Source organism: Lactobacillus sp. UMNPBX19 (assembly GCF_002553805.1).
In the GTDB taxonomy this organism is placed as follows: domain Bacteria; phylum Bacillota; class Bacilli; order Lactobacillales; family Lactobacillaceae; genus Lactobacillus.
Window position 1 is genome coordinate 1 of record NZ_PCYR01000026.1, and the last position, 22,685, is coordinate 22,685.

The window sequence follows — 22,685 nt, forward strand, 5'->3', positions numbered from 1 at the left end:
TATGTTTAGTATACTCTTTTTTCTCTATAATAATGATTGACATTCTATAAGAAATATTTTGCTGTCATCTTAGCTATTTTATTCCTTTATAGACGACAAAACATGGACGCGAGAATTATAATCTGGCACTGTCCCCTGTTTAATTTTCATCAATCCGCCATGAATTCGAATCGCTTGACCGGTGCTGGTTAATTTAATTACATCCCTTCGAGCCGTATCAAAAGAGATTAGAAAAATCTATTACAAAGCACGATGAAATCATCACAGTATTAAAAGATTTATATACTAGTTTCAATAAAGTTCAAATTAAAGCATATCTTCCGCTTGAGCAGACAATTTTAAAAGTAATCACCAAAGCTGAAAACCACGATGACGCAGCTACTTGGAGTAATAAGTTAGTTATGTATTTGCAATCTAAAATAGTACTTAAGCAAATTCCGATTACCAAGGAACAAGATACTTTAATTAATTTCCTCAGTGAGCAATGTAAAAACACTAACTTAAACTATGTATATCTGTCTCCTGTTGACGATAGCTTGCAATTTGATTAAGCTACTCGTCCTATACAAAAAGCCATTGTTTCTCTCATCCCCCGAGAAAAACAATGGCTTATTTTTATTAACGTAAACCTAATTATACTAAAATTCAAATTTTCTTTACTATCAATTCAAATTAATAACTTGATTAAATTTTCTTTTTTCTTCTAAACTGACTGCATGTTCAATTTCTATTATTGTTTGTGGCAAGCTTTGAAGTAGTAAAAATATTTCCTCATTACTCTTTTCATCTAAACCCGAAAGTCCCTCATCAACTAATAATATTTCCTTTTCACTTAATAGAGCTCGTGCAAGTTCTACTTTTCTTTTTTCACCACCCGAGAGAGCTAATCCCTTTTCTCCAATTAGCATTTCTAAATGTGCTTTATCTGCTAAATAATCCAATTTAACTGCCTTTAATATGTTAATGAGTCTATCCAAAGATATGTCTTTTCCTAGAGTTAAGTTAAAACGTAGTGTGTCTGCAAATATATAAGTATCTTGACCAATAACACCAAAATTATCTAAAAAATTATTTTTTTCCAAAGTTTTATCTATTATAATTTTCCCATTAATCAGGGGTGTTTCATTAAGAAGAGTTTTTATTAAGGTTGACTTACCAATACCAGATCTGCCGGTAATCAATACTTTGTCCCCCTTCGAAATTTTAAAATTGACATCTTGTAAAAGGATATGGCCCGAATAGCCTAAAGCACAATGCTTAAATACAATTTTTTGCTTTTCAGGTAGTGAAGAAAATTCCAAATTACTAAATTTTTTATTTGGTGTACTTTTTAATACTGATTTTTTAAACAAAGGATTAACTGAAGTTAATTGGTTAACTAATCCAACTATTGAAATTATTGGACTAGTTAATCGATCTGAGGCCAAAAAAAGAGAAATTAAGCCTCCAACTAAAATCTGTCCATTAACAACAAAATAGGTTCCTACACTTAAAGAAATTACCATAGAGACAGAATAGGATATTTGTGCAAGAAAATCAGAAGTATTACGTCTAAAATTCATTAAAAAGTACTTCTTTTCTTCTATGGCTAAAGCGTTTTGAACAAGTAATTTGATTTTTTCAATACTATTTGCATGTCTAATTGTTTCGAAACCACGTACAGCATCATTTACTTTCAAGTTATATGCTTCATAACTTATATTCCAATCTTCAGTACCTGCTTGAACCCAATTACGAGTTATTCGCGGAATAGTTGCTGGAATTAAGCCACAGATTAAGAAAGCCAATGCAGCAATGCCATTAATACTAAAAATATAAATTAACGAAACTATAGTCTGTTCAATACAATATATCAGCATAATAATCGCATCAATAAATTGACTTTCAATTTGCTTAACATTAACATTAATAAAATTTAAAGTATTAGTTATCTTTTTTTCTTCTGGATCAGCAATAAAATTATTGTAAGCTGTTGATCGTAATGATATATTACTAGCTTTTTTTATTTTTCCCCCAAAAAACTGCCATAAATAAAAGTTAAAATTTAAAAATAGCATTAAACAAAGATATAGTAATAAAATTTTAGGAATATTATCAAAGTGCTTCTGTGACAGAGTATCGGTAACTCTACCAATAATATAAGGAGAAATAATACCATCTAAAGCTGTAAATGCACTTGTTAATACGGTTACTAAAAATAAAGCTTTATTTTCAGTAACCAACTTTTTAAAGAAATATATCATCATTTGTTTTTCTCCCATTAATTGAAGAGATCAAACCATATAGAATTCCCAATGTACCTGCTCCTAGATCATCTGAAATAAAAGTTTGTCCATCTGAAGGCCAACCCAAATGTTGTTTTGAATTCACATAACTATAATATATATGTTTAATATAATATAATTTGAGCTTTTTAATTTTTTATAGACTGGATTAGGGATAGGTTTAAGATTATATAATATCAATCGTTAACAATATTCCTGCAGTTCTATTATTTACACCATAATTATATGTAAAAGGTAAATTTAGAGAATCAATATATTTCTCCATTAAATTCCAATCTACTTTTCCAACTACCTGATAATATTTTGATAGGACATAAATTAAACCAGCAGATCCATTCATTAAATATGGCGATCTAATATTTTTCCATTTTTTATATTATACGAAATACCCGTAAAGCTTTTATCGTTCTTATATCTCTCCACATAATTTTTTATTATAACTTTAACGCTATTCAAATAGTGTTTTTCTTTTGTTGCCTTATATTGTTCTAAAAATACTATTGCGCCCCTTAAATCTCCATATTCTAAGCCTTCATCCGTTGTTTTTCCAATATCTTTTTCCAGATTGGAAAGTATTGTATTGATTTGGGCTGTAAAATCAGGATATCCTTTTTTTCTACTTATTTGTTGTAAGAGCCATATCCATTACATAAAGAAAAATTTTTATCCGGCAATTCTTTTTTTAGTAATAATATTGTGCCTAATTTTCCATACATCAGTGAGCAATCTGAAACTTCGGTTACATAGGGAGTACATTTTAAGAAATCAGACAATTGTGAAAAATTATTTATATATTGCGCCATAATGTTCGACTTCAAGTCAGAGATATCTCGCTTTGAAATATCTTTTAAATCTTTGCTATAGTCAATTAAATCAGAGTTATCTAAAAATATAGATAAATTAGTTGATTTCTTTAATTTATTAACCTTTGAAAGATAATGTATATTAAAAGCCGCTCCAACTATCTTTTTTTGAAATTCAGTTAATTTATTTTTCAACAAATTAAATCTTTTAATAAAAAAGTCATCATCGAACATAAAATCATTTACTTTATTAAAAACTGTGTAAAACATTAATAAAGACAATTTATAACAATCTTTATTATAATCATCCAAAGTTGATGGCATTCTCAAGCAGAAGTTATTTGTTGTAATTTTACTGTATTTATTTTCCTTTTGAAGTTGTATGGTTTCTACATCAATCAATGATACTTTTTTAGTTTCTTCATCGTAAATGAAATTATCATCTGAGATATCATTTAGAACATAGCCATGTGTATGAAGCGCTGTAATCATATCTAAAATCTGACGCCAAATAATAAGTAAAGTTTTATCTGAATCAAGTTTATCTTCCATGGATTGTACATGAGCCAGCAGCGAATTGTTTTGAAGTAATCCTCTTAAAGATGTTCCTTTTAACTCTTCCTCAACTATGTAAAAAGAATCGTCAATATATAAATAGTCTATATATTTAGGTAAATTCAGCAACTCTTGTAACTCTTTATTTTTTAAAACCTTAAGTTCGTTCTTCTTTAGATCCCAAGCTCTCCAAACACAATTCTCTCTAGTGGGTAAGGCACCAAGTCGAGCCTCTTTGACAATAACACGCTTTTTGGTATTTTTATCAATTCCTTCATATATGTTTCCAGTTCCTAATCGACGAATAATATTAATTATTTCGAACTTTCTTTTTGTTGTCTCTCCTACTAAATATGGATCACCCATAGTTGTCAAACTTTGTGAATAAGATGAAAAAGGATCACTTATGCCTTTTGGTAAACTAAAATATGTTTTTCGTTCATCCGATACAAATAGTCCATTACCATCTAAGATTTTATATGTCATATCGCCATCATTAGTCATATAAATTTGAGGAAAGAATCCACCAAATCTATAAGAAAGAATCTTAGAGTTCATATATCTGCGATCACTTGGTACCCGTACTCCATCAAAATTGGTAAGTTTTTCATTTAAAGTCTTCAAAATGCTTTTAAATTCATTATCATTTTTTGGATAAATAGTAATGTACTTTCCAAATTGAGAAGGACTAATATTTTTATCTGATAAAAGAAGATAATCTGATAGATTATATGCGAATTTAAAAGAGATTTTTCTTGCTAGCATCAATGTTGTTACTATATTTAAAACTTTGCCATAATCTTTTAAATAGGGAGATACATGTATCTTCCATCCTTCAAGTTGATATCCGGTATTAAAAATACAATTATAGAATGGCTTTTTATACCCTCCCACTGTTACCGAAAAAATATCATTAGGTAAATACTCATTAAAACAAATATCATTTTTTAAATCATTACTTAGTTCAAAAGGAAATCTTGTTAAAAATTCTCTCATAAATTAGTCCCTCTCTATAAAAAACTCTTGGTTAGAATTAACCAAGAGTAGAAACTATTATTTATTCATAAATCTTTGGTTGCATACAGCTACTTGTACAGCTCCAACTTTGACCTGAGTTAGCAATAAAATTATCCTTAATTTCATGTTCTTTTTCTCTTACAATTTCTAAAACATCTTTGATACTCATAAATATCATCCTTTCGAAATTTATATTTATTAAGTAAATTCTAATATATATTTAAAATTTATACGTAAATTTTATTATCAAGCATTTACAATGTCAATATATTTTTAATCAAAATATAATTTTTTATACAAAAAGCCATTGTTTCTCTCATCCCCGAGAAAAACAATGGCTTATTTTTATTCTTGACTTAAGTTAACAAAAGTATTGTACTTCATGTATTTATAATGAATTCTCATATTTGAAACTTCAAATGGAGTTCCATCATCTAAAAAGAAAATACCTTCCATTACACCTACAGGTTCATTAGGTGCCAGCATCAGTTTAGATTGATCTTCTAAAGTTGATGGCTCAACTGTAATTGTTAAGAATGAACGCGTTACAGTTTTATTTTGTGTATCTTCTAAGTAGTTAAAGAGGGATCCTTTAAGAATATCTGGATTTAATTCTGGAGTAATCTTAATAGGAATAAAACCTGTTTCAATTAAAAATGGTTGATCATCTAGTAAACGAAGTCGTTTTATTTGATAAACAAAATCTGAATCTTTCAAAAACAAATCCTGTCTCAAATCTTCGTCGGCCTTAATTACTTGATAGTCTAACAGCTCAATACTTTGCTTCTTACCGGGAACACTAAAGGAATCAGTAATACCTAAATTTGATCCCTCATACTTAAAAAGTGCCTGATTTTTCAAATAGAGCGGATTAATAAATGTTCCGCTACCTCTTTTTTTAAAAACTATCCCTTGCTGAGCAAGCAAACCTAAAGCGCGCTTCATCGATGAACGGCTTACATGATAATAGTCACTTAGGCTTCGCTCATCAGGTAAACGCATATCTTCATATTCATTATTAAGTATTTTTTGTTTAATATCGCGCATTACTGAGCGATAGACTAAATCAGTCATTATTTTCTCCCATTATTAGCAGTCTTGATACTATCAATGAACCAAGCTGCAAACTTCTCTGTATCAACGTCGGTTGCAATTTGTGCATTATGTTTTTCACTTAAGAAATCCATCACACTAGCACCATATGTATAGCGTCCAGCTAATTCAATTTCAACATTAGCTGGCTTTAAAGTAAAGAATTCAGGATGAAGCATAATTCCAACCGCTGTCGGATCATAAATCTTAATTCGAGTATCTCCATCAGGTTCATGAATATTAGAAAACATCGAATAAAGCATTTTACCAACTTCGCCACATTCTTTAATCTTGTCCATCTGATCTTGAGTTAAATGGGCCTTATCTCCAATTTCAAGTGGAGCTACATAAACTGGCAAGCCGGAATGGAAAACTATCTGTGCCGCTTCTGGATCACCTGCAATATTATATTCCGCAAATGGACTATGGTTTCCATGCCCAATGTTTCCACCCATAATATAAACTTCAGCAATATTTTTTACCACATCAGGGTACTGCTTAAATAAAAGGGCAAAGTCAGTTAAAGGACCAACTCCTAATAAAGTAACTTTTTCAGGACTGTTTTTAATTATTTCATACATCTTAGTAGCAGCAAGTCCTGGCTCTAATAAATCATCATTAGCTTTTTCAAATTCAAAGCCAGCAATTCCCGTTTCACCATGGACAGAAGCTGCACTAATTGCTGGACGTACTAACGGCTGATTAGCGCCCTTGACTACAGGAACTTTTGTGTGTAAAAAGTTCTCTAAATCAAGAGTGTTTTGTAAAGTGTGAGCTAAAGAAACATTTCCCCAGGTTGGAACAATCATTTTAACATCAAGTTCATCTGCAAAAAGACTGATTGTCATTGCAGCAATATCGTCAATACCTGGATCTGTACTAATAATTAAGGGCTTTTTTGACATAAAGGTCCTTCTTTCTAAATTTACGTATCATATTTATTATGAACTAAGATTTGTTACAAAAAAAGACTTGAACTGGTCAAGTCTTTTAAAAATTATATTAGTTTTTGAAAAAATAATTATTTTCTCTTCTTATCTTCAATTGTACCATCGCTATGTGCAATGATAACTTCATCACACATGTCTAAAAACAAACCATGCTCAACTACACCAACTGTGTGGTCTAGATAATCAGCTAAACCGTGTGGTACTGGAGTTGGATCAGTAGCTAAATCAATGATGTAATTACGGTAATGCGTTACATAACGCTTACCCTCATCATCTAAACGCCATTGAGGCTTCAAACCCTCTGCTTCAAAACGCTTAAAGTTTTGCTTAGCAGACACTGGTAATACTTCAACTGGAAGCGGAAAGCCGCTTAAGTGATGAACAAGTTTCGATTCATCAACAATCCAAATAATCTTCTTTGAGTTGATAGCGACATTTTTTTCTAGAGTTAAGGCACCCCCGCCGCCTTTAATCCCATCTAAATTATCGTCTACTCGATCAGCGCCATCTACTGTTAAATCAGCTTGATCAATATCTGCTAACTCATCAACCTTAAAGCCCAGTCCTTCAAGTTGCTTCTTACTACGGTTAGAAGTAGTAACAATATGCTTTAAACTAAAACCTTCTTTTTCTTTGCGTTCACCTAGTGCATCGATGAAAAATGCAACTGTTGAACCTGTTCCAACTCCTAAAACAGAATTAGGCTCTACCATCTTAGCTGCTTTAGTAGCCGCTTCTTTTTTTAATTGATCTTGCTCTGTCTTATTCATTAGTTTTTCTCCTTCAAAGCTTCTTCAACTACTTCTCTAGTTGGAATAGATGGAAATGCACCTAATTTTTGAACTGTAAATGAGGATGATTTGGATGCATAAATCACACTATCTATTAAGTTACTTAAATCAGGCTTCAATTCGCTAGATAAAGCACCTAAGAATGTATCACCAGCTGCTGTTGTATCAACTGCCTTTACTTTGAAAGCTGGAACAATCTCCTCAATGTCTTCATAAGAAACATAAGATCCACGTTCACCAATTGTGATAATTACCCCCTTAATTCCCATTTGATGAAAAATTTCGCTACTCTTCTTCATTGACTCTTCACTGTCAACTTTAATTCCTGTAATACTCTCAGCTTCAGTTTCATTAGGAGTAATCAAATCGGTTAACTCTAATAATTCTTCTGGGATATCAGTACGAGCAGGCGCAGGATTTAAAATAGTAATTTTACCAGCTTCTCTAGCAATCTTAAAAGCTTCAATAGTCGCTTCAATTGGTGTTTCAAATTGGGCAATCACAAAATCGCTATCTTCAATTTGACTTTTCGCATTTCTAACATCTTCTGCTGTTACGTCAAAATTTGCACCATGTTGAATAATAATTGAATTTTGCCCTGTCTCTTGAAGCAAAATATAAGCTTGTCCAGTTTGTTGGTTTGAGGTTATAGCTACATGGTCGACATTAATTCCATTTTCCTTAAATTGCTCAAGCATAAAACGACCATTGTCATCATCTCCAACACGTCCAACAAAAATTGTTTCATTTTTTGCTCGACTACTTGCTACAGCTTGATTTGCTCCCTTACCACCAGCAGCTTTTGAAAATTCAGACATTGCTATTGTTTCTCCTGGTTGAGGAAGTTTCTTAATATGCATAATATTATCAACGTTAATTGACCCAACAATTGTAACTTTATTCATGGTATTTCCTTCCCTGTATGGCAATATTACTTTAATTATAGCAAAAAAGCATTCCATACACGGAATGCTTTGCATAAATATATTTTTCCTATTCACATTCACCTGGACGTTGACCAAGTTCAGCTGACATCATCCAAATTCTTTTTTCGATCGCGGTATGATAAGAAATCAATAAGTCATTAGTTGAGTCGTCTCCTTCTCCTTCACTAATCTTGATCCCTCTTTCATAATCATCTCGCAATTGTTTGTATGCATTTATAATTAATTGGAATCTTTCTTCAATTGACAAATCCCAGCTACCGATTTGATCTGGAACGTTAGTTTCTTCCAATACTTCTTCGTAGGTGGAAATCGGATTACCATTAATGGCAATCAATCTTTCAGCAACCCCATCTTGCTGCTCAGCTAATTCTTCCATTACACCATCTAAATATGGGTGCAATTTCAAAAATCCTCTTCCAAGCATGTACCAATGGTGTTGATGGACAACCATGTGAGTTTGAGTTAAATCAGCAACAATTTCATTCATAATTTTTTTAGTTTTTGGATAAGCCATACAAAAGCCTCCTTAAAATATTAAACAATGTCTTTAGTTTCATTATAACTATAAAAAATACTAAAAGCTAGTTATTTGCTTAGTTAGTAAACAACTAAACCAATTGCCAAAAAGGCTAAGCAAATTCCAAATTCAATAACTAACAGTTTCCAGCAAAACTTAAACCATTTATTGAATCCAATATTTACCATCATTAAGCTCATTAAAATTAATCCAGTTGGAGCAATTAAACTAATAAATCCTTGACCCCAATTATAGGCATCAATAATGCTTGCGCGATCAATTCCAACCACGTTAGCTAGCGGTGCCATAATAGGCATTGAAAGAACGGCTAAGCCAGAAGATGACTGAATAAAGAAACCAAGAACAATGTAGACTAAGAACATAAACCAAATAAACAATAATGGTGGCATTCCAGAAACTTGCTGACTAAAGAAATTCATAATTGTATCACTTGTATGACTTTCTTCCATCACAATTGAAACAGCACGTGCTAGGCCAATTGTTAAAGCTACACCCAATAAATCTGCCGCACCATTTACAAAGCTCTCAACAAATTTATGCTCACTTAAGCCTGAAATAAAGGCGAAAATATAGCCCGTTGTTAGGAAGACAACGGCAATTTCAGTAAAGTACCATCCCTTTTGTTGAACACCCCAAATCATTACGATAAAGGCAATCGCAAAGACAAGTAAAGTTAATTTTTGACGCCAAGTAAATTTACTTTCTTGCATACTTTGATTCTGATTCATATATTCTTGATCTTCTTTAGCGAAGTCATTATAAACATATGAAGCTTTAGGATTCTTTTGCACTTTTTTAGCATAAAGAATGACGTAAATCATCCCGACAATAACGCAGGTTGCCCACATACAAATTCTAAGCGGTAATGCATCTGTAAAATTGACCCCCGCCGTATTCGAGGCAATTACAGTCGAGAATGGGTTAATAGTTGATGCCATCGTTCCAATGCTTGTACCTAAAAAGATCGTCGCAACAACTGTCATCCTATCAAAGCCTGCTAATAAGAAGACTGGAATTAAGATAGGATAAAAAGCCATTGTTTCTTCAGCTAAACCAAAGGTTGTTCCACCAATGGCGATTAATCCCATTACTAAAACAATCAATAAAACTTGCTTACCCTTAATCTTTTTAGAAAGTGCCTGCATTCCGGCATCAATTGCACCATTTGCATGAACGACTCCAATACAACCACCTAGAATCAAAACAAAGGCAATAATATCAATACTTTGAGCAATCCCGTTTACCTGAGAAGAAAGAAATTGATAAATCGCTCCACCGAGTCCTGGCTTTTTCTGATTAATTTTTTCATAGGAATCAGGAATAGCTACGGGTTTATAGATCGTTCCACTAGTAAACTTTTTAACATCGATCTTAACCTTATATTTGTCTAAAGTTTTTTGGGTTGCTGCTTCTTTATGCTTGCTACCATTTGGTTTTGTAATTACAAACTCTTTACTTGGTTGATCATATTCAAGCGTTGCATAATTACCCGATGGTATAAAAAACGTTAAAATTTGCACCAATAATAAAACGATAATAATAACTGTATATTCTGTTGGAAATTGATGTTTCTTCTTTTTTCGCACTTTATTGCTCATAACTTCTCCCTACTTAATACTACAGTTTAATTTATAGTTTCATTATAGATTTCTTTTCTATCATTTGCACGCGCTTACAACTAAGAGTATAAAGTTAAATAAAAATAGGAACCCTCAAATCAAAGGTTCCTATTTTTCTGTATTCAGATTTTCTTTTTTAAGTAGACCATATCAATCAATTGTTGGCCTGCTTCATAAATTGGATGATTATAATTATCTACGAAAAAATTTTTTATTCGGCCTGAAGGCTTAAAGCCGCATTTCAGATAAAATGGAATCGTTAAAGGACTGTCACCAGTTCCAACTTGCAAGAATTTATAATCCCCTTTATATTTTTCCGAAATATAATTGATTAACTTTTTAGCATAGCCCTTCCCTTGATCAACAGGATAAGTAGCAAGATTTTTTATCTCAATAGTACGATTATCTTCATATGTTATGACACACTCTGATCGCACTTTTCCGTCATCAATCAAGATATACATTCTTCCCCGATCAAGATAGCGGTCAACCATATCTTCCTGCTCATCAGCTAGTAACAATAAATCAATATATTATTTTTTATGATCTTTAACTTCTCTAATATCCATCGTATCAGATATTTAATCCTATAATTCAGTCATTTCATCAGTATCTTTAGTATTTAAATCTACTAATTCTCCCGACATTTTATAGATAACCCATTGTACTAGATTAACTACGTGGTCGCCAATACGTTCAAGTAAACGAATTACCATAAAGTAGCTTGAAGAAGCTACCGCTGCTTCTGGATCTTGCTTAATTCCAGAAATAATTAGCTTACGAGCCTTTACATATTCCTCATCTACTTCATCATCTTTTTTAGCAACTTCACGAGCCAATTTTTCATCACCTTGTACATAAGCCTTTAAAACTTGGTCTAACATAAAGTTAACTTTTTTAGACATTGACTTAATAATTGCTTCAACTTCTGGAATACGAGGATTTCCCTTTACTCGAATTGTTTCCCAAGCAATTGAATTAGCATTTTCACCAATTCGTTCTAAATCATTAGTAGCTTTTAAGATACTAATAACATTTCTAAAGTCACTAGCAACTGGTTGTTGAAGAGCCATCAATTTTAAGGTTCTTTTTTCAACTTTTGTAGCGGCACGTGACACTTTTTGATCATCTTTAACTAGGCTTTGAGCTAGTTTTTTATCATGCTCAACAAAAGCTTGTGTTGCTTCTTCAATCGCTTCACTAACATCAATACCCATTCCCATGAAACGAGTATTCAACTTACGTAATTCATCTAAAAAAACTTCATGCATCTTAAAAACTCCTTTATTAACCAAAACGTCCATTCAGATAATCACTAGTAATTTGCTTTTTCGGATTCATAAACATATCTGAGGTCTTACCATATTCAATTAAGTCCCCACTCATTAAGAAAGCAGTATAATCGCTAATTCGAGAGGCTTGTTGTAAGTTGTGCGTTACCATGATAAAAGTAAAATCATGTTTTAATTCAAGAAGAGTCTCTTCAATCTCACTACTTGAAATTGGATCCAGAGCACTAGTAGGCTCATCAAGTAAAACTACTTTTGGACGAACCGCTAAAGCACGAGCAATACAAATTCTCTGTTGTTGTCCTCCAGAAAATGCTTGAGCGTTTCGATCTAAATTATCTTTAGTCTCTTTCCAAATTGCAGCTTGCTTTAAACTTTCTTCAACTCGCTGGTCGATCAATTCTTTATCTTTAATCCCAACAATTCTAAGACCGTAAGCAATATTGTCATAAACAGAAAATGGAAAAGGACTTGGCTGCTGGAACACCATTCCAACATCTTTACGCAACTCTACCAAATCCATTTTAGGACCATAAATATTCTTATTTTCAAATTTAATCTCACCACTAATATGAATATTAGGTATGTCGTCATTCATTCTGTTCAAACAACGAAGAAAGGTTGATTTTCCGCATCCTGAAGGACCGATTAAGGCAGTAAGTTCTTTTTCTTCAAAGTCTAAGCTAATGCCGTGTAAAGCTTCAACATTTCCATAGCTTAGGTGAACATTTTTACTTGTAATAATATTTTCCACAGTAAACCCCTTATCCAAAACTTCCGCGAATGTAGTCTTCCGTAATTTCACCCTTAGGATTAGTAAAAATATTTTCAGTAGTGTCATACTCTAAAACATGACCTAAATGAAAGAAAGCTGTGTAATCACTAATACGACTAGCTTGTTGCATATTGTGCGTTACCATGATCATTGTATAGTCAGTTCTCAACTGCTTAAGAGTATCCTCAAGTTTAGAAGTAGAAACAGGATCAAGAGCACTAGCAGGCTCATCAAGTAGCAAAATTTCAGGCTTCAATGCAAGAGCTCGCGCAATACATAATCGCTGCTGTTGACCACCAGACATTGCCAATGCACTCTTATCTAACTTATCCTTCACTTCATCCCATAGAGCAGCCGCTCTTAAACTTTCTTCTACAATTTGATCTAATTTTTGCTTATCATTTTCACCATTTGCTTTTAGAGCATAAGTAATATTTTCTCTAATTGATTTTGGAAATGGATTAGGCTTTTGGAAAACCATTCCAATATTTTTTCTTAACTGGTAAACGTTAATATTGTTTTTATTGATATCTAAGCCATGGTACCAAACTTCACCATCTACTCGAGCCACTTTATCATTCATTCTATTAAGACAACGTAAAAAAGTAGACTTTCCTGAACCAGATCCTCCAATTAAGGCTGTGATAGTTTTTTTCTTAAATTGAAGACTGGCATTAAAAAGCTTTTGAACACTACCTCTGTAAAAAACACTAAGGTCTTGCGTCGAGATAATCTGTTCATCTTTATCAAATTGATGAATATATGTCGGGGCTTCATTTACATTTTGCATAAATTTCTCCTTATGACTTAGCAGCTGTTAATTTGCGGTATAAATGATTACCCAAGGCACGTGCACCAAGATTGAATAAAATTACCACAATAATTAATAAAGCAGAAGTTGCAGCTGAAACAATTGTTGCATCGGGGATGATGCCTTCAGTATTAACCTTCCAAATATGAACAGCTAAAGTTTCTGCTGGACGCATCACATTTAAAAAACTAGTTGGACTAAATGGATTCCAATTACTGTAGTCAATTGTAGATCCACTTTGACCTGCAGTATAAATTAAGGCAGCGGCTTCACCAAAAATTCTACCAGCACTCAAAATAATCCCAGTTAAAATTCCTGGTAAGGCTGCCGGCAAAATGATCCCGCGAATTGTTTTCCAGTTAGATAAGCCCAAGGCAAGTCCCGCATCTCTTTGCGCTTGCGGAACACCTTCAATAGCTTGTTCAATATTACTAGTTAGTGTTGGTAAATTAAAGAATGTAAGAGCCAAAGCACCAGAAATAATTGAAAAACCAAATCCAAACTGTACTACAAATAGTAAATAACCAAATAAACCAACAACAATTGAAGGAAGTGAGCTTAAAATTTCAATTGTTGTTCTAATTAAGTTAGTAAACCAATTATCTTTAGCATATTCCGCTAGATAAATACCTGCTCCCAAAGCAATAGGAAGTGAAATAATTAAGGTTAATACTAGCAAATATAAGGAATTAAATAGCTGATCTCTTACCCCTCCGCCAGCTTGATAGGAAGAAGCCTCAGAAGATAAAAAATGCCATGAAAGATGTGGTACACCCGAAACTAGAATATCGCCTAAAATCCCAAAGAGGATGATTACAACAATACTCACTAAGGTATAAATACCAGCAGTAGCAATTTTATTACGAGTTTTTGCATTCATTATTTCTGTCCTCTCTTTCCAATTAAGCGGACTAAGAAGTTAAAGACCAAAGACATAATTAACAATAGAAGGGCTAATGACCAAAGTGCGTTATTTGGTAAGGTTCCCATAACTGTGTTTCCCATTTGACTAGTTAACTGACTAGTTAAAGTAGCAGATGGACTCACTAAGTTAGCTGGCATTAAAACGGCATTACCAATAACCATCTGTACAGCTAAGGCTTCACCAAAGGCTCTAGCCATCCCAAAAATTACCGCTGTCATAATTCTAGGAGAAGCAACTCGCAAAATCACTTTATAGATTGTTTGCCATTTAGTTGCACCTAAAGCTAAAGAAGCTTTCCGGTAATCAGATGGTACAGCTTTTAAACTATCAACAGTTAGCGAAGTAATTGTCGGTAAAACCATGACAAATAAAACTAAAGTCGCTGATAAAATACCAAACCCAGTTCCACCAAAAATATTTCTAATAAAAGGAACAATAACTGTTAATCCCAAGAATCCATAAACAACAGACGGAATTCCTACCAATAATTCAATTACTGCTTGCAAAAAGCGTGCACCATTTTTAGAAGAATACTCAGTCATAAATAAGGCTACTGCAATTGCAAACGGGGTTGCTACTAAAGCAGCTAATAAGGTTACAGAAAATGAAGTTACAATCATTGCTGCTGCTCCAACATGATTCTTTCCTTCACCTGGATCCCAATCACTAGAAGTCAAAAATTGAAAAACATTCACATGATCTTTAGTAAAAGTTTCTAGTCCATGAAATCCAATAAAACCAATAATTGAAGCAACCAAAATAATAATTAAAATAATGGCGCAGTAAGTTAGTCCTTTACCCCAATATTCTTGTCGTGTTTCTTTTGATGGCTCAGTTAAGCTGGCAACATCAACCTTACTTGCACCAATCTTCTTTAATTTAACATGAGGAACTTTTTGCTTATCTAAAGCAGACTCAACTACTTTTTTAAGATCTTTGTTATTCATCAAAACGTCCTATTCTTTATTTTTGAACAACATGATTATTACTATCACGTTCGACCTGCATCTTATCGATACTAATATAGCCTAGTTTAGGTACTAAATCATTTTGTACCTTACTTCCAAGCATGTAATCAATAAATTTTTGAACATTCTTGTTAGGTTTACCCTTAGTATAAATATGTTCATAAGACCAAAGTTGCCAGCGATTTGTCTCGACATTTTTATTCGTAGGCTTTATCCCATCAATACTCAATTTTTGAATATTTTCATCATTAGCATACGGGAATGAGATATAAGAAATTGTCCCTGGTGTAGAACTGACAATTTTACGTACAGTACCGTTAGAATCTTGTTCTTGAGCCTGAATTGGCTTTTTTCCATTTAGAACTAAGCCTTCAAAGGTTCCACGAGTACCACTCCCTTTAGAACGGTTAATTACAGTGATAGTTTGGTTCTTACCACCAACTTGTTTCCAGTTAGTAATTTTACCTGTAAAAATATCACTCAATTGCTGCTTACTCAAATTGCTTACACCGGCACTCTTATTGACAATAGGAACAATACCTACAACGGCAACAAGATGATTTTGCAATTTTTTAGCATCTATTCCCTTTTGAGTTTCAGCAAAAACATCGGAAGTTCCAATTTCAACTGCTCCTGCCTGTACTTGGCTAAGACCAGTCCCCGAACCTCCTCCTTGAACAACAATATTACTGTCAGGATGAGACAGACGATAGTCATTTCCAGCTTGCTCAGCTAAAAGTTGCATGGCACTAGATCCAACAACAGTAATCTTATTTCTATTATTGTTAGCACAGCCTGTAAGTCCGATTAAAATAGCTAGCAGTCCACAAACAGCGGCTATTTTAAATTTAAAATTTTTTCTCATCGATTTCTCCATGTAATTTACAGTATTCAACAAGGATATTCTATCATATTAGTACCTGTCAACAGAATGCTTAAACTCAACAAAAAAGCTAGGTTTTTCAACCTAGCTAAAATTTATTTATTCTCTGACGTTCTCGTAAACATATGAAATTTCATCTGGACGATAAACTCCATGCAATTCTCCCACTTTGGTGAAATTCATCTTGTCAATTAGATGTTGCATTGCGCTATTGTTTTCATGTGTATCAATTCGAATGCTATCAATATCTTTACGGTGATCGCGAATATAATCAATTACTTCAGTTAAAAGCTTAGTAGCATAACCATGACCTGCGTGCTTTGAATGAATGGCAACGCGGTGAATTACAACATATTTATCAGTATCTAGAAGCCACTCACCTTTCAAATCATCATAAGAATGATCTGGTGCTTCAACTATAGAAATAGCACCTACTGTTTCACCATCAGCTGAAACAGCTAAATAGGCAAAACCTTTTTCAATATCTTCTTTAATTTGATCTGGTGAAGGATAGTCTCCTTGCCATTGGTCAACTCCACGTTCTGCTAGTTGATTAGCACCATCCTTTAAAATTGTCATAATTTGATCATAATCATTCATTGTAGCTTGTCTAATCTTCATTAAACTCATCCCCTTTAACTTTTCTAACGCAACTATTATAAAGAAAAGCACTCTCCTTGTAAAAAGAAAGTGCTTATTTAAAAAAATATTAATATTTAAAGTACTTTAGAAAGAAAGTCTTTTGCACGTGGACTTTGCGGATTTTCAAAAATTTGTTCTGGACTTCCTTGTTCCTGCAAACATCCATCTGCCATAAACCACACTTCATCAGAAACTTCACGGGCAAATCCCATTTCATGGGTAACAATAACCATCGTCATGCCTGAATCTGCCAAGTCTTGCATTGTCTTTAAAACTTCGCCAACCATTTCTGGATCTAACGCACTTGTTGGTTCATCAAATAGCATTACTTCGGGATCCATTGCTAAAGCTCTAGCAATCGCAACACGTTGCTGCTGACCACCAGACAAACTAGAAGGATATTGCTTAGCCCGATCTTTCAAACCAACTTTATCAAGCAATTCTAAAGCCTGCTTTTCAGCTTCTTCTTCACTTACGCCTTTAACTTTCATAGGCGCTAATTTAACGTTTTCAACTACATTCATATTTGGAAAAAGATTAAAGCTTTGGAAAACCATTCCCATTTTTTCTCTTAAAATATCTAATTCCTTTTCACTAATATGTGTTAAATCTTGCCCATCAAAAATTATTTTGCCGCTTGTTGGTGTTTCAAGTACATTAAGACAGCGCAAAAATGTACTCTTACCTGAACCGGATGGACCAATGATACTAATAACTTTTCCCTTCTCAACATTTGCAGAAATATCTTTGAGGACTTCTTTTTTTCCAAAACTCTTCTTTAAATGTTCAACCTTAATCATTGTCATTACGCTTCATCCTCTTTTCAAAGTGATTCAATAATCTCGTTAATGAGAAAGTCATAATAAAGTAAATAATCATGGCAATAAATAATGGTAGAACACCCTTATAAGTTGAAGTTTGAACTAATTGTGTTTGATACATCAGTTCTGCAACTCCAATTACTGAGACCAACGAACTATCCTTTAATAAAGTAATAAATTCGTTGCCTAAAGCTGGCCAAATGTTCTTAATTGCCTGCGGAATAATGACATATCTAAAGGCTTTTTGACGGCTTAAACCAAGTGAGCGAGCTGCTTCCATTTGACCTTTTGGTAAAGAATCAATTCCTGATCTAATATCTTCAGCCACATAGGCTCCAGAATTAAGTCCAATCGCAATAATACCTGCAACCAAAGCGGAAAGATTAGAAATCAAATATCCAATTCCAAAGTAAACAAATAAAATTTGTACCATCTGCGGCGTACCACGGATAAATTCAATGTAGCAAACAGCAAACCAGTGTAAAATTGGATTCTTTGATAAACGCATCAAAGCTAAAATGATACCTAAAACAATACCAATAATTACTGAAAAAATAGTAATTACGATTGTATACCAAATACCCTTAAAAAAATATGGAATGTACTTGGCAAAAGTATTACTTTTCTTTTCTGTTTTCATATATTTAGCAGCTGCTGGTAAATATTCTTTACTAATCAAGTCTTTTTTCTGAACTTGGTCAATTGTTTTGTTTACTTGATCTACTAAATCATCTTGTCCTTTAGCAATTGCAACTGCATTTCCCGCTTGAGTTTCTTTTAAGTTTGAACGAACTGCAGCCAAGCCACTATTATTTTCAGCATATGCTTTAGCAATTAATTCTTCTACTACTACTGCAGAAACCTTGCCTGATTGCAAGGCTAAAACAAGATTGTTAATTTTCCCAAGACCCTTTAATTTAGAATCTTTCATTTGAGATTTAACTAAATTATATTGGTTACTCCCCGTTTGTGCTCCAACCGTTTGACCTTTAAGACTTTGGATACTTGTGTACTTGTCTTTATCCTTTTTATTTACTAAGAAATACTCACCACTTGGCTTATAGTAAATTTTTGAAAATGCTACACTTTGCTTTCTTTCAGGAGTAGGCGTCATGGCAGAAATAACCATATCTACCTTTCCTGTTTCGAGTGCAACTAACAAGGAGTCAAAAGACATATTCTTAATAACTAACTTCACACCTAAGTCTTTAGCGATGTCTTTGGCTAGTTCAATATCTACTCCAACATATTTAGTCTTACCATTTTCACTTGCGGTAAATTCTAGTGGCGGATAATCAGCAGATGTGCCGACTACTAATTCTCCACTCTTTTTAATCTTCTTCAAGACACTACCTTCTGCTACTTGCTTTTGGTTAGCCGCTTGAGCTGGCTTGATAAAAGTAGCACCGAGTGAGAAAAACATCAAAAGTGCAAAGAAAAAGCTAAAAAGCTTTGTTTTTTTCATTACGCTCATTCCCTCTATAATTACTATTAAAAAACTGAAAATTTAAGCTTTTGTTAATTATAACGAATGAAATGTAATCTAGACAAGTCATTCAAGAAGATTATTCACTCAAATAAGTTTTTATTGCTTGTAAATTTTTCTTAGCTTCTTTTACACCGATTTGGTATACGCGCCTCAATTCTTGGGTATCTTTCTCCATTGTGCCAATTTCCAAAGGATAAGGTGGTCTGATAACCAACATTTTGCCTTGTACTTCTCTTTTTCTAATGTAATTAAGCACATCATTATAATCTTTTACTCTTGTCTTTAATTTTTTCAAGACAGCGGGATACTTATGTAAGATCAATTCTAAAGCTGGATATAGTTTACTTGCTTCTTTTCGATAAGAGAGGGGCTGCGTTAAAATGACAACGTTCTTATCGTAGCCAATTTTTCAAAAAATTTAATGGGAATTGAATCACTAATTCCACCATCCCAATACTTACGACTCCCAATTTCAATTGACCGAGCAAAAACTGGAATTGAAGAAGAAGCCCGGATCCACTGCAAATTTGCTTCTTTACCTAAAATCAATTTATGATATATTGCTTCACCATTATTAATGTCAGTTGCCACATACCAAAAATCCATTGAATTTTTTTGAAAAGCGACTGTATAAAAAATATCAAGTTTAACTGGTAAGTCATGATAACAAAAGTCAGCGCCATATAAATCACCGGTCTTTAGCCACGATTGCCAACTAGATAAACGTGGATCACTAGCATATTTTACGTTATAGCGCAGAACTCTTCCTATTTGTTCAGATTTATAATTACAACCAAATGCAGCTCCTGCTGACACACTCTATTGCACCATCAAAATCAATGCCGGCTTTCATCAGAGTATCGATTATTCCTTGCACAAAGTATGAACTACAAATACTAATTATTGTCATTAATAAAGCGGCTAAAATGATATTAATCATTAGCCGCTTTTGCTTAAACATATATGGAAAGAGAGACCATAAGTTATTTTTCTTTTCTTCAATTGGTTCAAAATTTTCATTTGGAACCATAAAAAGCGCAATACCAGTCCATTCTTGAGCAAACTTATCTTTAGGCATTTTTATTACGCCAACTGATGGATCAGGGTCGGCAATTACTAAGTAATTCTTAGTATTTTTAAGAACTACGTAATAATGAAGTAATTCTCCTTGCTTAAGAACATGCACAATAAAAGGGTATTGAATACTATCCTCATTAAAAAGAGACATATCAGCTTTTACGGCTTCAGTTTTAAAATTAAATTTCTGTGCGGTTTTAACTAGTCCCAGGGCAGTTGTACCTTCAAAATTTGTGCGAGATTCGTGACGCAAATGTGCTAAAGATACACGAGAATGATACTGCTTTAAAATCATTGCTAGACAAGCAACTCCGCAATCCATTTCATCTACTTGAGGTATATAAACAGATTTATATTTAAATAACATAAGTCTTATCTTTTATTTAACGTTAATTTCCGGATATTTACTTAATAAATTCTTGACATGTTTTTTGAAGCTACGAGCAAATATTACTTCGTCACCATTCGGAAATGTTATGGTCTTTTTCGAAAAATCAATGCTATCAATATTATTTGGATTAACTACGCATGATTGAAATACTTTAACAAGAAAGTTATTCTCATCACTAATTTTTGAAATATTACTTCTAAATTCAGCTGAACCAGTTTCAGTTATTAACGTAACTTTGTGTTGTGTAGGACTATTTTCAAGATAATAGATATTAGTATCTTCTACCTTATTTATCCTGCGTCCACCTTATAAACAAGCTCTTTTCTTCCAGACTTTGTAAGATTGTTAATACTTTGAATCGCCTCAGTAATTGTTTCTTCTAGACGTTCCATCATCTCTTTTTGGTCTAGTGCTTTATTAATATAGTCAATTGCACTAATTCGTCTTCGATAAGTTAAGGGAGCATACTTATCATAAGCAGTAACAAAAATAATCTGAGCATTCGGATCTTGTTTTTTGATGAATTCTGCTAAATCTACTCCATTCTTAGCTTCAGAATTTTGACTTAATTCAATATCTAAGAAGTAAATTGCATTCTGAATATCCTTAGCCACTACATAACTTACGACTTGCTCAAAGATAGTGGCAACTTGCTCTACACTAATCTCCACATTTTCATAAGCTGTATTGTCTTCAACTAAATTTTCAGCTGCGTATTTCACATTATTTGCTAGTGTTTTATCGTCATCACAAATAATTACTGAATATTTCAATGTTTTTTCACTCCTCTGGTTCAATTACGAGATAGAAATCAAAGTATCCCTTCGGTATCTCATAAGAAATCGTCATATTTTCATATTTATTCTTAATACTGTTGATATTGGCTAGACCCATGCCAGAGTGACTTTTCTTCGTTGAATAATCGCGTTGCTGGATTTGTTTAAGTGAAATTTCTGAATCTCTTCTTTTATTCTGAATTTCATATTCAAATTCGCCATTCTAATTTGAATTAATCATAATTTCAATATGAGCTTTTTTCTTCTGTTTCAATAATGCTTTACTTTCTTCAATTGCATTATCACAACTGATGCCAATAATTCTAACTAAATCCAATTCATTAATATTGTTAGGGATTTTAGTAATATCATCTCTACATTCAAAATTATATGGAATGTCTGATCCATACATTTCTGTTAACTTAGCAATAATAATGCTTTTCAAAGATTTTACTTTAATGTGATTAACATCTCTATACTTTTCAAATGCTTTGGCATTTAAATTAGTCTTAGTATATTCGTCTAGTTTTTGAATTAGTTCTTTCGTATCTCCTTCTTGTGCACTGATTTTTAATGAATTAAACATATTTCGATAATCATGGCGAAAAGCACGAAGTTCATCTTCGCTCTTTTCAAGATACTCGGCATAGTCTTGCAATTGCTTTTGTTCTTTTATTAGTTTGTCTTGTTGGGACTTCTTTAGAAGTACCTTTTGATTTTTTACCATTAAGTAATACAAACCTATAGAAAAAATAAATTGGATGGTCAAAAAAGATATAAAGAAAATCGTAACAGGAGGAACATTTTTAGTTTCAGCATATACAATAGCAATAATCAGAGCTACTAAATATAAATATAGTAATATCCAAAAGAAAATTCTAAAGTTTTTGCCTATTAGTTTTTTTATAACAAATTTTCCAACATAGATTCCTATTAAATAGGTAGCTATAAAAAAACAAAAAACACATATTAAATTTACCCGTTCTACTATATCTTTCGATACAAAAAAATTTCCAATTATATCCAGTAATATTCCCCGAAAAAATTCTATAATTAAGTCATCACTAAATATAAAGATTAATACTCCGGTAATTAACGTAAAATTATTACTTTTTTCTGTGAATAATGTTCAAAATAATAATAGTTATAAGGTTATATATTAATATAGCCTTATAACCATAAAATGGAAACTGTCAAATCTTTTGTGTAAATAGATCTTTCTCGTAAATTGATTTTTTAAT

22 protein-coding genes and 4 pseudogenes are annotated in these 22,685 nt (G+C 32.7%); 1 reads left to right on the top strand and 25 read right to left on the bottom strand.

The annotated features are described in order from the left end of the window. Window positions 1-53: 53 nt before the first annotated feature. Window positions 54-228, bottom strand: a pseudogene (locus CP370_RS07395) (DeoR family transcriptional regulator); the annotation flags it as partial. A 32-nt stretch (window positions 229-260) separates the two neighbouring features. On the opposite strand from CP370_RS07395, the gene CP370_RS07400 reads away from it, so the two are divergent. After that, window positions 261-551 carry a bacteriocin immunity protein gene (locus CP370_RS07400; protein ID WP_180707256.1) on the top strand — a complete coding sequence of 97 codons (291 nt, stop codon included), beginning with the start codon at window positions 261-263 and terminating at the stop codon, window positions 549-551. A 111-nt stretch (window positions 552-662) separates the two neighbouring features. Here CP370_RS07400 and CP370_RS07405 read toward each other — a convergent pair whose 3' ends face one another. From CP370_RS07405 to CP370_RS10065, 24 genes and pseudogenes are all read right to left on the bottom strand, one after another. Continuing rightward, window positions 663-2,246, bottom strand: a complete 1,584-nt coding sequence (locus tag CP370_RS07405) for an ABC transporter ATP-binding protein (protein ID WP_232457394.1) — start codon at window positions 2,244-2,246, stop codon at window positions 663-665. 659 nt (window positions 2,247-2,905) lie between these two features. Next, window positions 2,906-4,639 carry a hypothetical protein gene (locus tag CP370_RS07415; RefSeq protein ID WP_087713157.1) on the bottom strand — a complete coding sequence of 578 codons (1,734 nt, stop codon included), beginning with the start codon at window positions 4,637-4,639 and terminating at the stop codon, window positions 2,906-2,908. Between the two features lie 61 nt (window positions 4,640-4,700). After that, window positions 4,701-4,829, bottom strand: coding sequence for a hypothetical protein (locus tag CP370_RS10220; protein WP_255408035.1), 129 nt, complete (start codon window positions 4,827-4,829; stop codon window positions 4,701-4,703). A 176-nt stretch (window positions 4,830-5,005) separates the two neighbouring features. Continuing rightward, window positions 5,006-5,734 carry a GntR family transcriptional regulator gene (locus CP370_RS07420; protein WP_004895425.1) on the bottom strand — a complete coding sequence of 243 codons (729 nt, stop codon included), beginning with the start codon at window positions 5,732-5,734 and terminating at the stop codon, window positions 5,006-5,008. After that, on the bottom strand, window positions 5,734-6,657 hold the full coding sequence (locus CP370_RS07425; RefSeq protein ID WP_087713158.1) for a nucleoside hydrolase: 924 nt from the start codon (window positions 6,655-6,657) through the stop codon (window positions 5,734-5,736). The genes CP370_RS07420 and CP370_RS07425 overlap by 1 nt, the downstream gene beginning before the upstream one ends. 116 nt (window positions 6,658-6,773) lie before the next feature. Beyond that, window positions 6,774-7,472, bottom strand: coding sequence for a ribose-5-phosphate isomerase RpiA (rpiA, locus tag CP370_RS07430; RefSeq protein ID WP_087285355.1), 699 nt, complete (start codon window positions 7,470-7,472; stop codon window positions 6,774-6,776). Beyond that, a complete protein-coding gene (gene rbsK / locus CP370_RS07435; RefSeq protein ID WP_087285354.1) occupies window positions 7,472-8,398 on the bottom strand; it encodes a ribokinase in 927 nt (308 codons plus the stop codon). The genes rpiA and rbsK overlap by 1 nt, the downstream gene beginning before the upstream one ends. 88 nt (window positions 8,399-8,486) lie before the next feature. Continuing rightward, window positions 8,487-8,954, bottom strand: coding sequence for a DNA starvation/stationary phase protection protein (locus CP370_RS07440; protein ID WP_087713159.1), 468 nt, complete (start codon window positions 8,952-8,954; stop codon window positions 8,487-8,489). Between the two features lie 83 nt (window positions 8,955-9,037). After that, window positions 9,038-10,576: a YfcC family protein gene (locus tag CP370_RS07445; protein ID WP_087713160.1), complete on the bottom strand. Its 1,539-nt coding sequence runs from the start codon at window positions 10,574-10,576 to the stop codon at window positions 9,038-9,040. Between the two features lie 143 nt (window positions 10,577-10,719). Beyond that, complete coding sequence (locus CP370_RS07450; RefSeq protein WP_223658646.1) at window positions 10,720-11,127, bottom strand: GNAT family N-acetyltransferase; 408 nt, start codon at window positions 11,125-11,127, stop codon at window positions 10,720-10,722. A gap of 57 nt (window positions 11,128-11,184) precedes the next feature. Continuing rightward, window positions 11,185-11,868 (bottom strand): phosphate signaling complex protein PhoU, encoded by a 684-nt coding sequence (gene phoU / locus CP370_RS07455; protein WP_087713460.1) that lies wholly within the window; start codon window positions 11,866-11,868, stop codon window positions 11,185-11,187. 16 nt (window positions 11,869-11,884) lie between these two features. After that, window positions 11,885-12,640 (bottom strand): phosphate ABC transporter ATP-binding protein PstB, encoded by a 756-nt coding sequence (pstB, locus tag CP370_RS07460; protein ID WP_087713161.1) that lies wholly within the window; start codon window positions 12,638-12,640, stop codon window positions 11,885-11,887. A gap of 10 nt (window positions 12,641-12,650) precedes the next feature. Then, on the bottom strand, window positions 12,651-13,451 hold the full coding sequence (pstB, locus tag CP370_RS07465) for a phosphate ABC transporter ATP-binding protein PstB (RefSeq protein WP_087713162.1): 801 nt from the start codon (window positions 13,449-13,451) through the stop codon (window positions 12,651-12,653). 10 nt (window positions 13,452-13,461) lie between these two features. Continuing rightward, on the bottom strand, window positions 13,462-14,352 hold the full coding sequence (gene pstA / locus CP370_RS07470; protein WP_012845863.1) for a phosphate ABC transporter permease PstA: 891 nt from the start codon (window positions 14,350-14,352) through the stop codon (window positions 13,462-13,464). Further along, window positions 14,352-15,344 carry a phosphate ABC transporter permease subunit PstC gene (pstC, locus tag CP370_RS07475; RefSeq protein WP_012845862.1) on the bottom strand — a complete coding sequence of 331 codons (993 nt, stop codon included), beginning with the start codon at window positions 15,342-15,344 and terminating at the stop codon, window positions 14,352-14,354. The genes pstA and pstC overlap by 1 nt, the downstream gene beginning before the upstream one ends. A 16-nt stretch (window positions 15,345-15,360) precedes the next feature. Next, complete coding sequence (locus CP370_RS07480; RefSeq protein WP_087713163.1) at window positions 15,361-16,230, bottom strand: phosphate ABC transporter substrate-binding protein; 870 nt, start codon at window positions 16,228-16,230, stop codon at window positions 15,361-15,363. A 117-nt stretch (window positions 16,231-16,347) separates the two neighbouring features. Further along, window positions 16,348-16,869: a GNAT family N-acetyltransferase gene (locus CP370_RS07485; protein WP_012845860.1), complete on the bottom strand. Its 522-nt coding sequence runs from the start codon at window positions 16,867-16,869 to the stop codon at window positions 16,348-16,350. A gap of 95 nt (window positions 16,870-16,964) precedes the next feature. Further along, on the bottom strand, window positions 16,965-17,696 hold the full coding sequence (locus CP370_RS07490) for an amino acid ABC transporter ATP-binding protein (RefSeq protein WP_269466842.1): 732 nt from the start codon (window positions 17,694-17,696) through the stop codon (window positions 16,965-16,967). After that, a complete protein-coding gene (locus tag CP370_RS07495) occupies window positions 17,683-19,176 on the bottom strand; it encodes an ABC transporter substrate-binding protein/permease (RefSeq protein WP_087713164.1) in 1,494 nt (497 codons plus the stop codon). The genes CP370_RS07490 and CP370_RS07495 overlap by 14 nt, the downstream gene beginning before the upstream one ends. 100 nt (window positions 19,177-19,276) lie before the next feature. Continuing rightward, a pseudogene (locus CP370_RS10055) lies at window positions 19,277-20,053 on the bottom strand (patatin family protein). Beyond that, a pseudogene (locus tag CP370_RS09875) lies at window positions 20,042-20,644 on the bottom strand (cysteine peptidase family C39 domain-containing protein); the annotation flags it as partial. The pseudogenes CP370_RS09875 and CP370_RS10055, both read right to left, overlap by 12 nt. Window positions 20,645-20,656: 12 nt before the next feature. Further along, window positions 20,657-21,441: pseudogene (locus CP370_RS07505) on the bottom strand (LytR/AlgR family response regulator transcription factor). 7 nt (window positions 21,442-21,448) lie between these two features. After that, complete coding sequence (locus CP370_RS10060; protein ID WP_308202490.1) at window positions 21,449-21,646, bottom strand: GHKL domain-containing protein; 198 nt, start codon at window positions 21,644-21,646, stop codon at window positions 21,449-21,451. A 21-nt stretch (window positions 21,647-21,667) separates the two neighbouring features. Continuing rightward, window positions 21,668-22,171 (bottom strand): hypothetical protein, encoded by a 504-nt coding sequence (locus tag CP370_RS10065; RefSeq protein WP_232457395.1) that lies wholly within the window; start codon window positions 22,169-22,171, stop codon window positions 21,668-21,670. Between the last annotated feature and the right edge of the window lie 514 nt (window positions 22,172-22,685).

What these genes read in the sequence shown, in the direction of transcription:
- CP370_RS07445 (WP_087713160.1), bottom strand. Translation starts at nt 10,576, where the DNA reads ATGAGCAATAAAGTGCGAAAAAAGAAGAAACATCAATTTCCAACAGAA.
- CP370_RS10220 (WP_255408035.1), bottom strand. Translation starts at nt 4,829, where the DNA reads ATGAGTATCAAAGATGTTTTAGAAATTGTAAGAGAAAAAGAACATGAA.
- CP370_RS07405 (WP_232457394.1), bottom strand. Translation starts at nt 2,246, where the DNA reads ATGATGATATATTTCTTTAAAAAGTTGGTTACTGAAAATAAAGCTTTA.
- CP370_RS07415 (WP_087713157.1), bottom strand. Translation starts at nt 4,639, where the DNA reads ATGAGAGAATTTTTAACAAGATTTCCTTTTGAACTAAGTAATGATTTA.
- CP370_RS07440 (WP_087713159.1), bottom strand. Translation starts at nt 8,954, where the DNA reads ATGGCTTATCCAAAAACTAAAAAAATTATGAATGAAATTGTTGCTGAT.
- CP370_RS07480 (WP_087713163.1), bottom strand. Translation starts at nt 16,230, where the DNA reads ATGAGAAAAAATTTTAAATTTAAAATAGCCGCTGTTTGTGGACTGCTA.
- rbsK (WP_087285354.1), bottom strand. Translation starts at nt 8,398, where the DNA reads ATGAATAAAGTTACAATTGTTGGGTCAATTAACGTTGATAATATTATG.
- CP370_RS10065 (WP_232457395.1), bottom strand. Translation starts at nt 22,171, where the DNA reads ATGGTAAAAAATCAAAAGGTACTTCTAAAGAAGTCCCAACAAGACAAA.
- CP370_RS07495 (WP_087713164.1), bottom strand. Translation starts at nt 19,176, where the DNA reads ATGAAAAAAACAAAGCTTTTTAGCTTTTTCTTTGCACTTTTGATGTTT.
- CP370_RS07490 (WP_269466842.1), bottom strand. Translation starts at nt 17,696, where the DNA reads ATGACAATGATTAAGGTTGAACATTTAAAGAAGAGTTTTGGAAAAAAA.
- CP370_RS07425 (WP_087713158.1), bottom strand. Translation starts at nt 6,657, where the DNA reads ATGTCAAAAAAGCCCTTAATTATTAGTACAGATCCAGGTATTGACGAT.
- pstC (WP_012845862.1), bottom strand. Translation starts at nt 15,344, where the DNA reads ATGAATAACAAAGATCTTAAAAAAGTAGTTGAGTCTGCTTTAGATAAG.
- phoU (WP_087713460.1), bottom strand. Translation starts at nt 11,868, where the DNA reads ATGCATGAAGTTTTTTTAGATGAATTACGTAAGTTGAATACTCGTTTC.
- CP370_RS07485 (WP_012845860.1), bottom strand. Translation starts at nt 16,869, where the DNA reads ATGAAGATTAGACAAGCTACAATGAATGATTATGATCAAATTATGACA.
- rpiA (WP_087285355.1), bottom strand. Translation starts at nt 7,472, where the DNA reads ATGAATAAGACAGAGCAAGATCAATTAAAAAAAGAAGCGGCTACTAAA.
- pstB (WP_087713162.1), bottom strand. Translation starts at nt 13,451, where the DNA reads ATGCAAAATGTAAATGAAGCCCCGACATATATTCATCAATTTGATAAA.
- pstA (WP_012845863.1), bottom strand. Translation starts at nt 14,352, where the DNA reads ATGAATGCAAAAACTCGTAATAAAATTGCTACTGCTGGTATTTATACC.
- CP370_RS07420 (WP_004895425.1), bottom strand. Translation starts at nt 5,734, where the DNA reads ATGACTGATTTAGTCTATCGCTCAGTAATGCGCGATATTAAACAAAAA.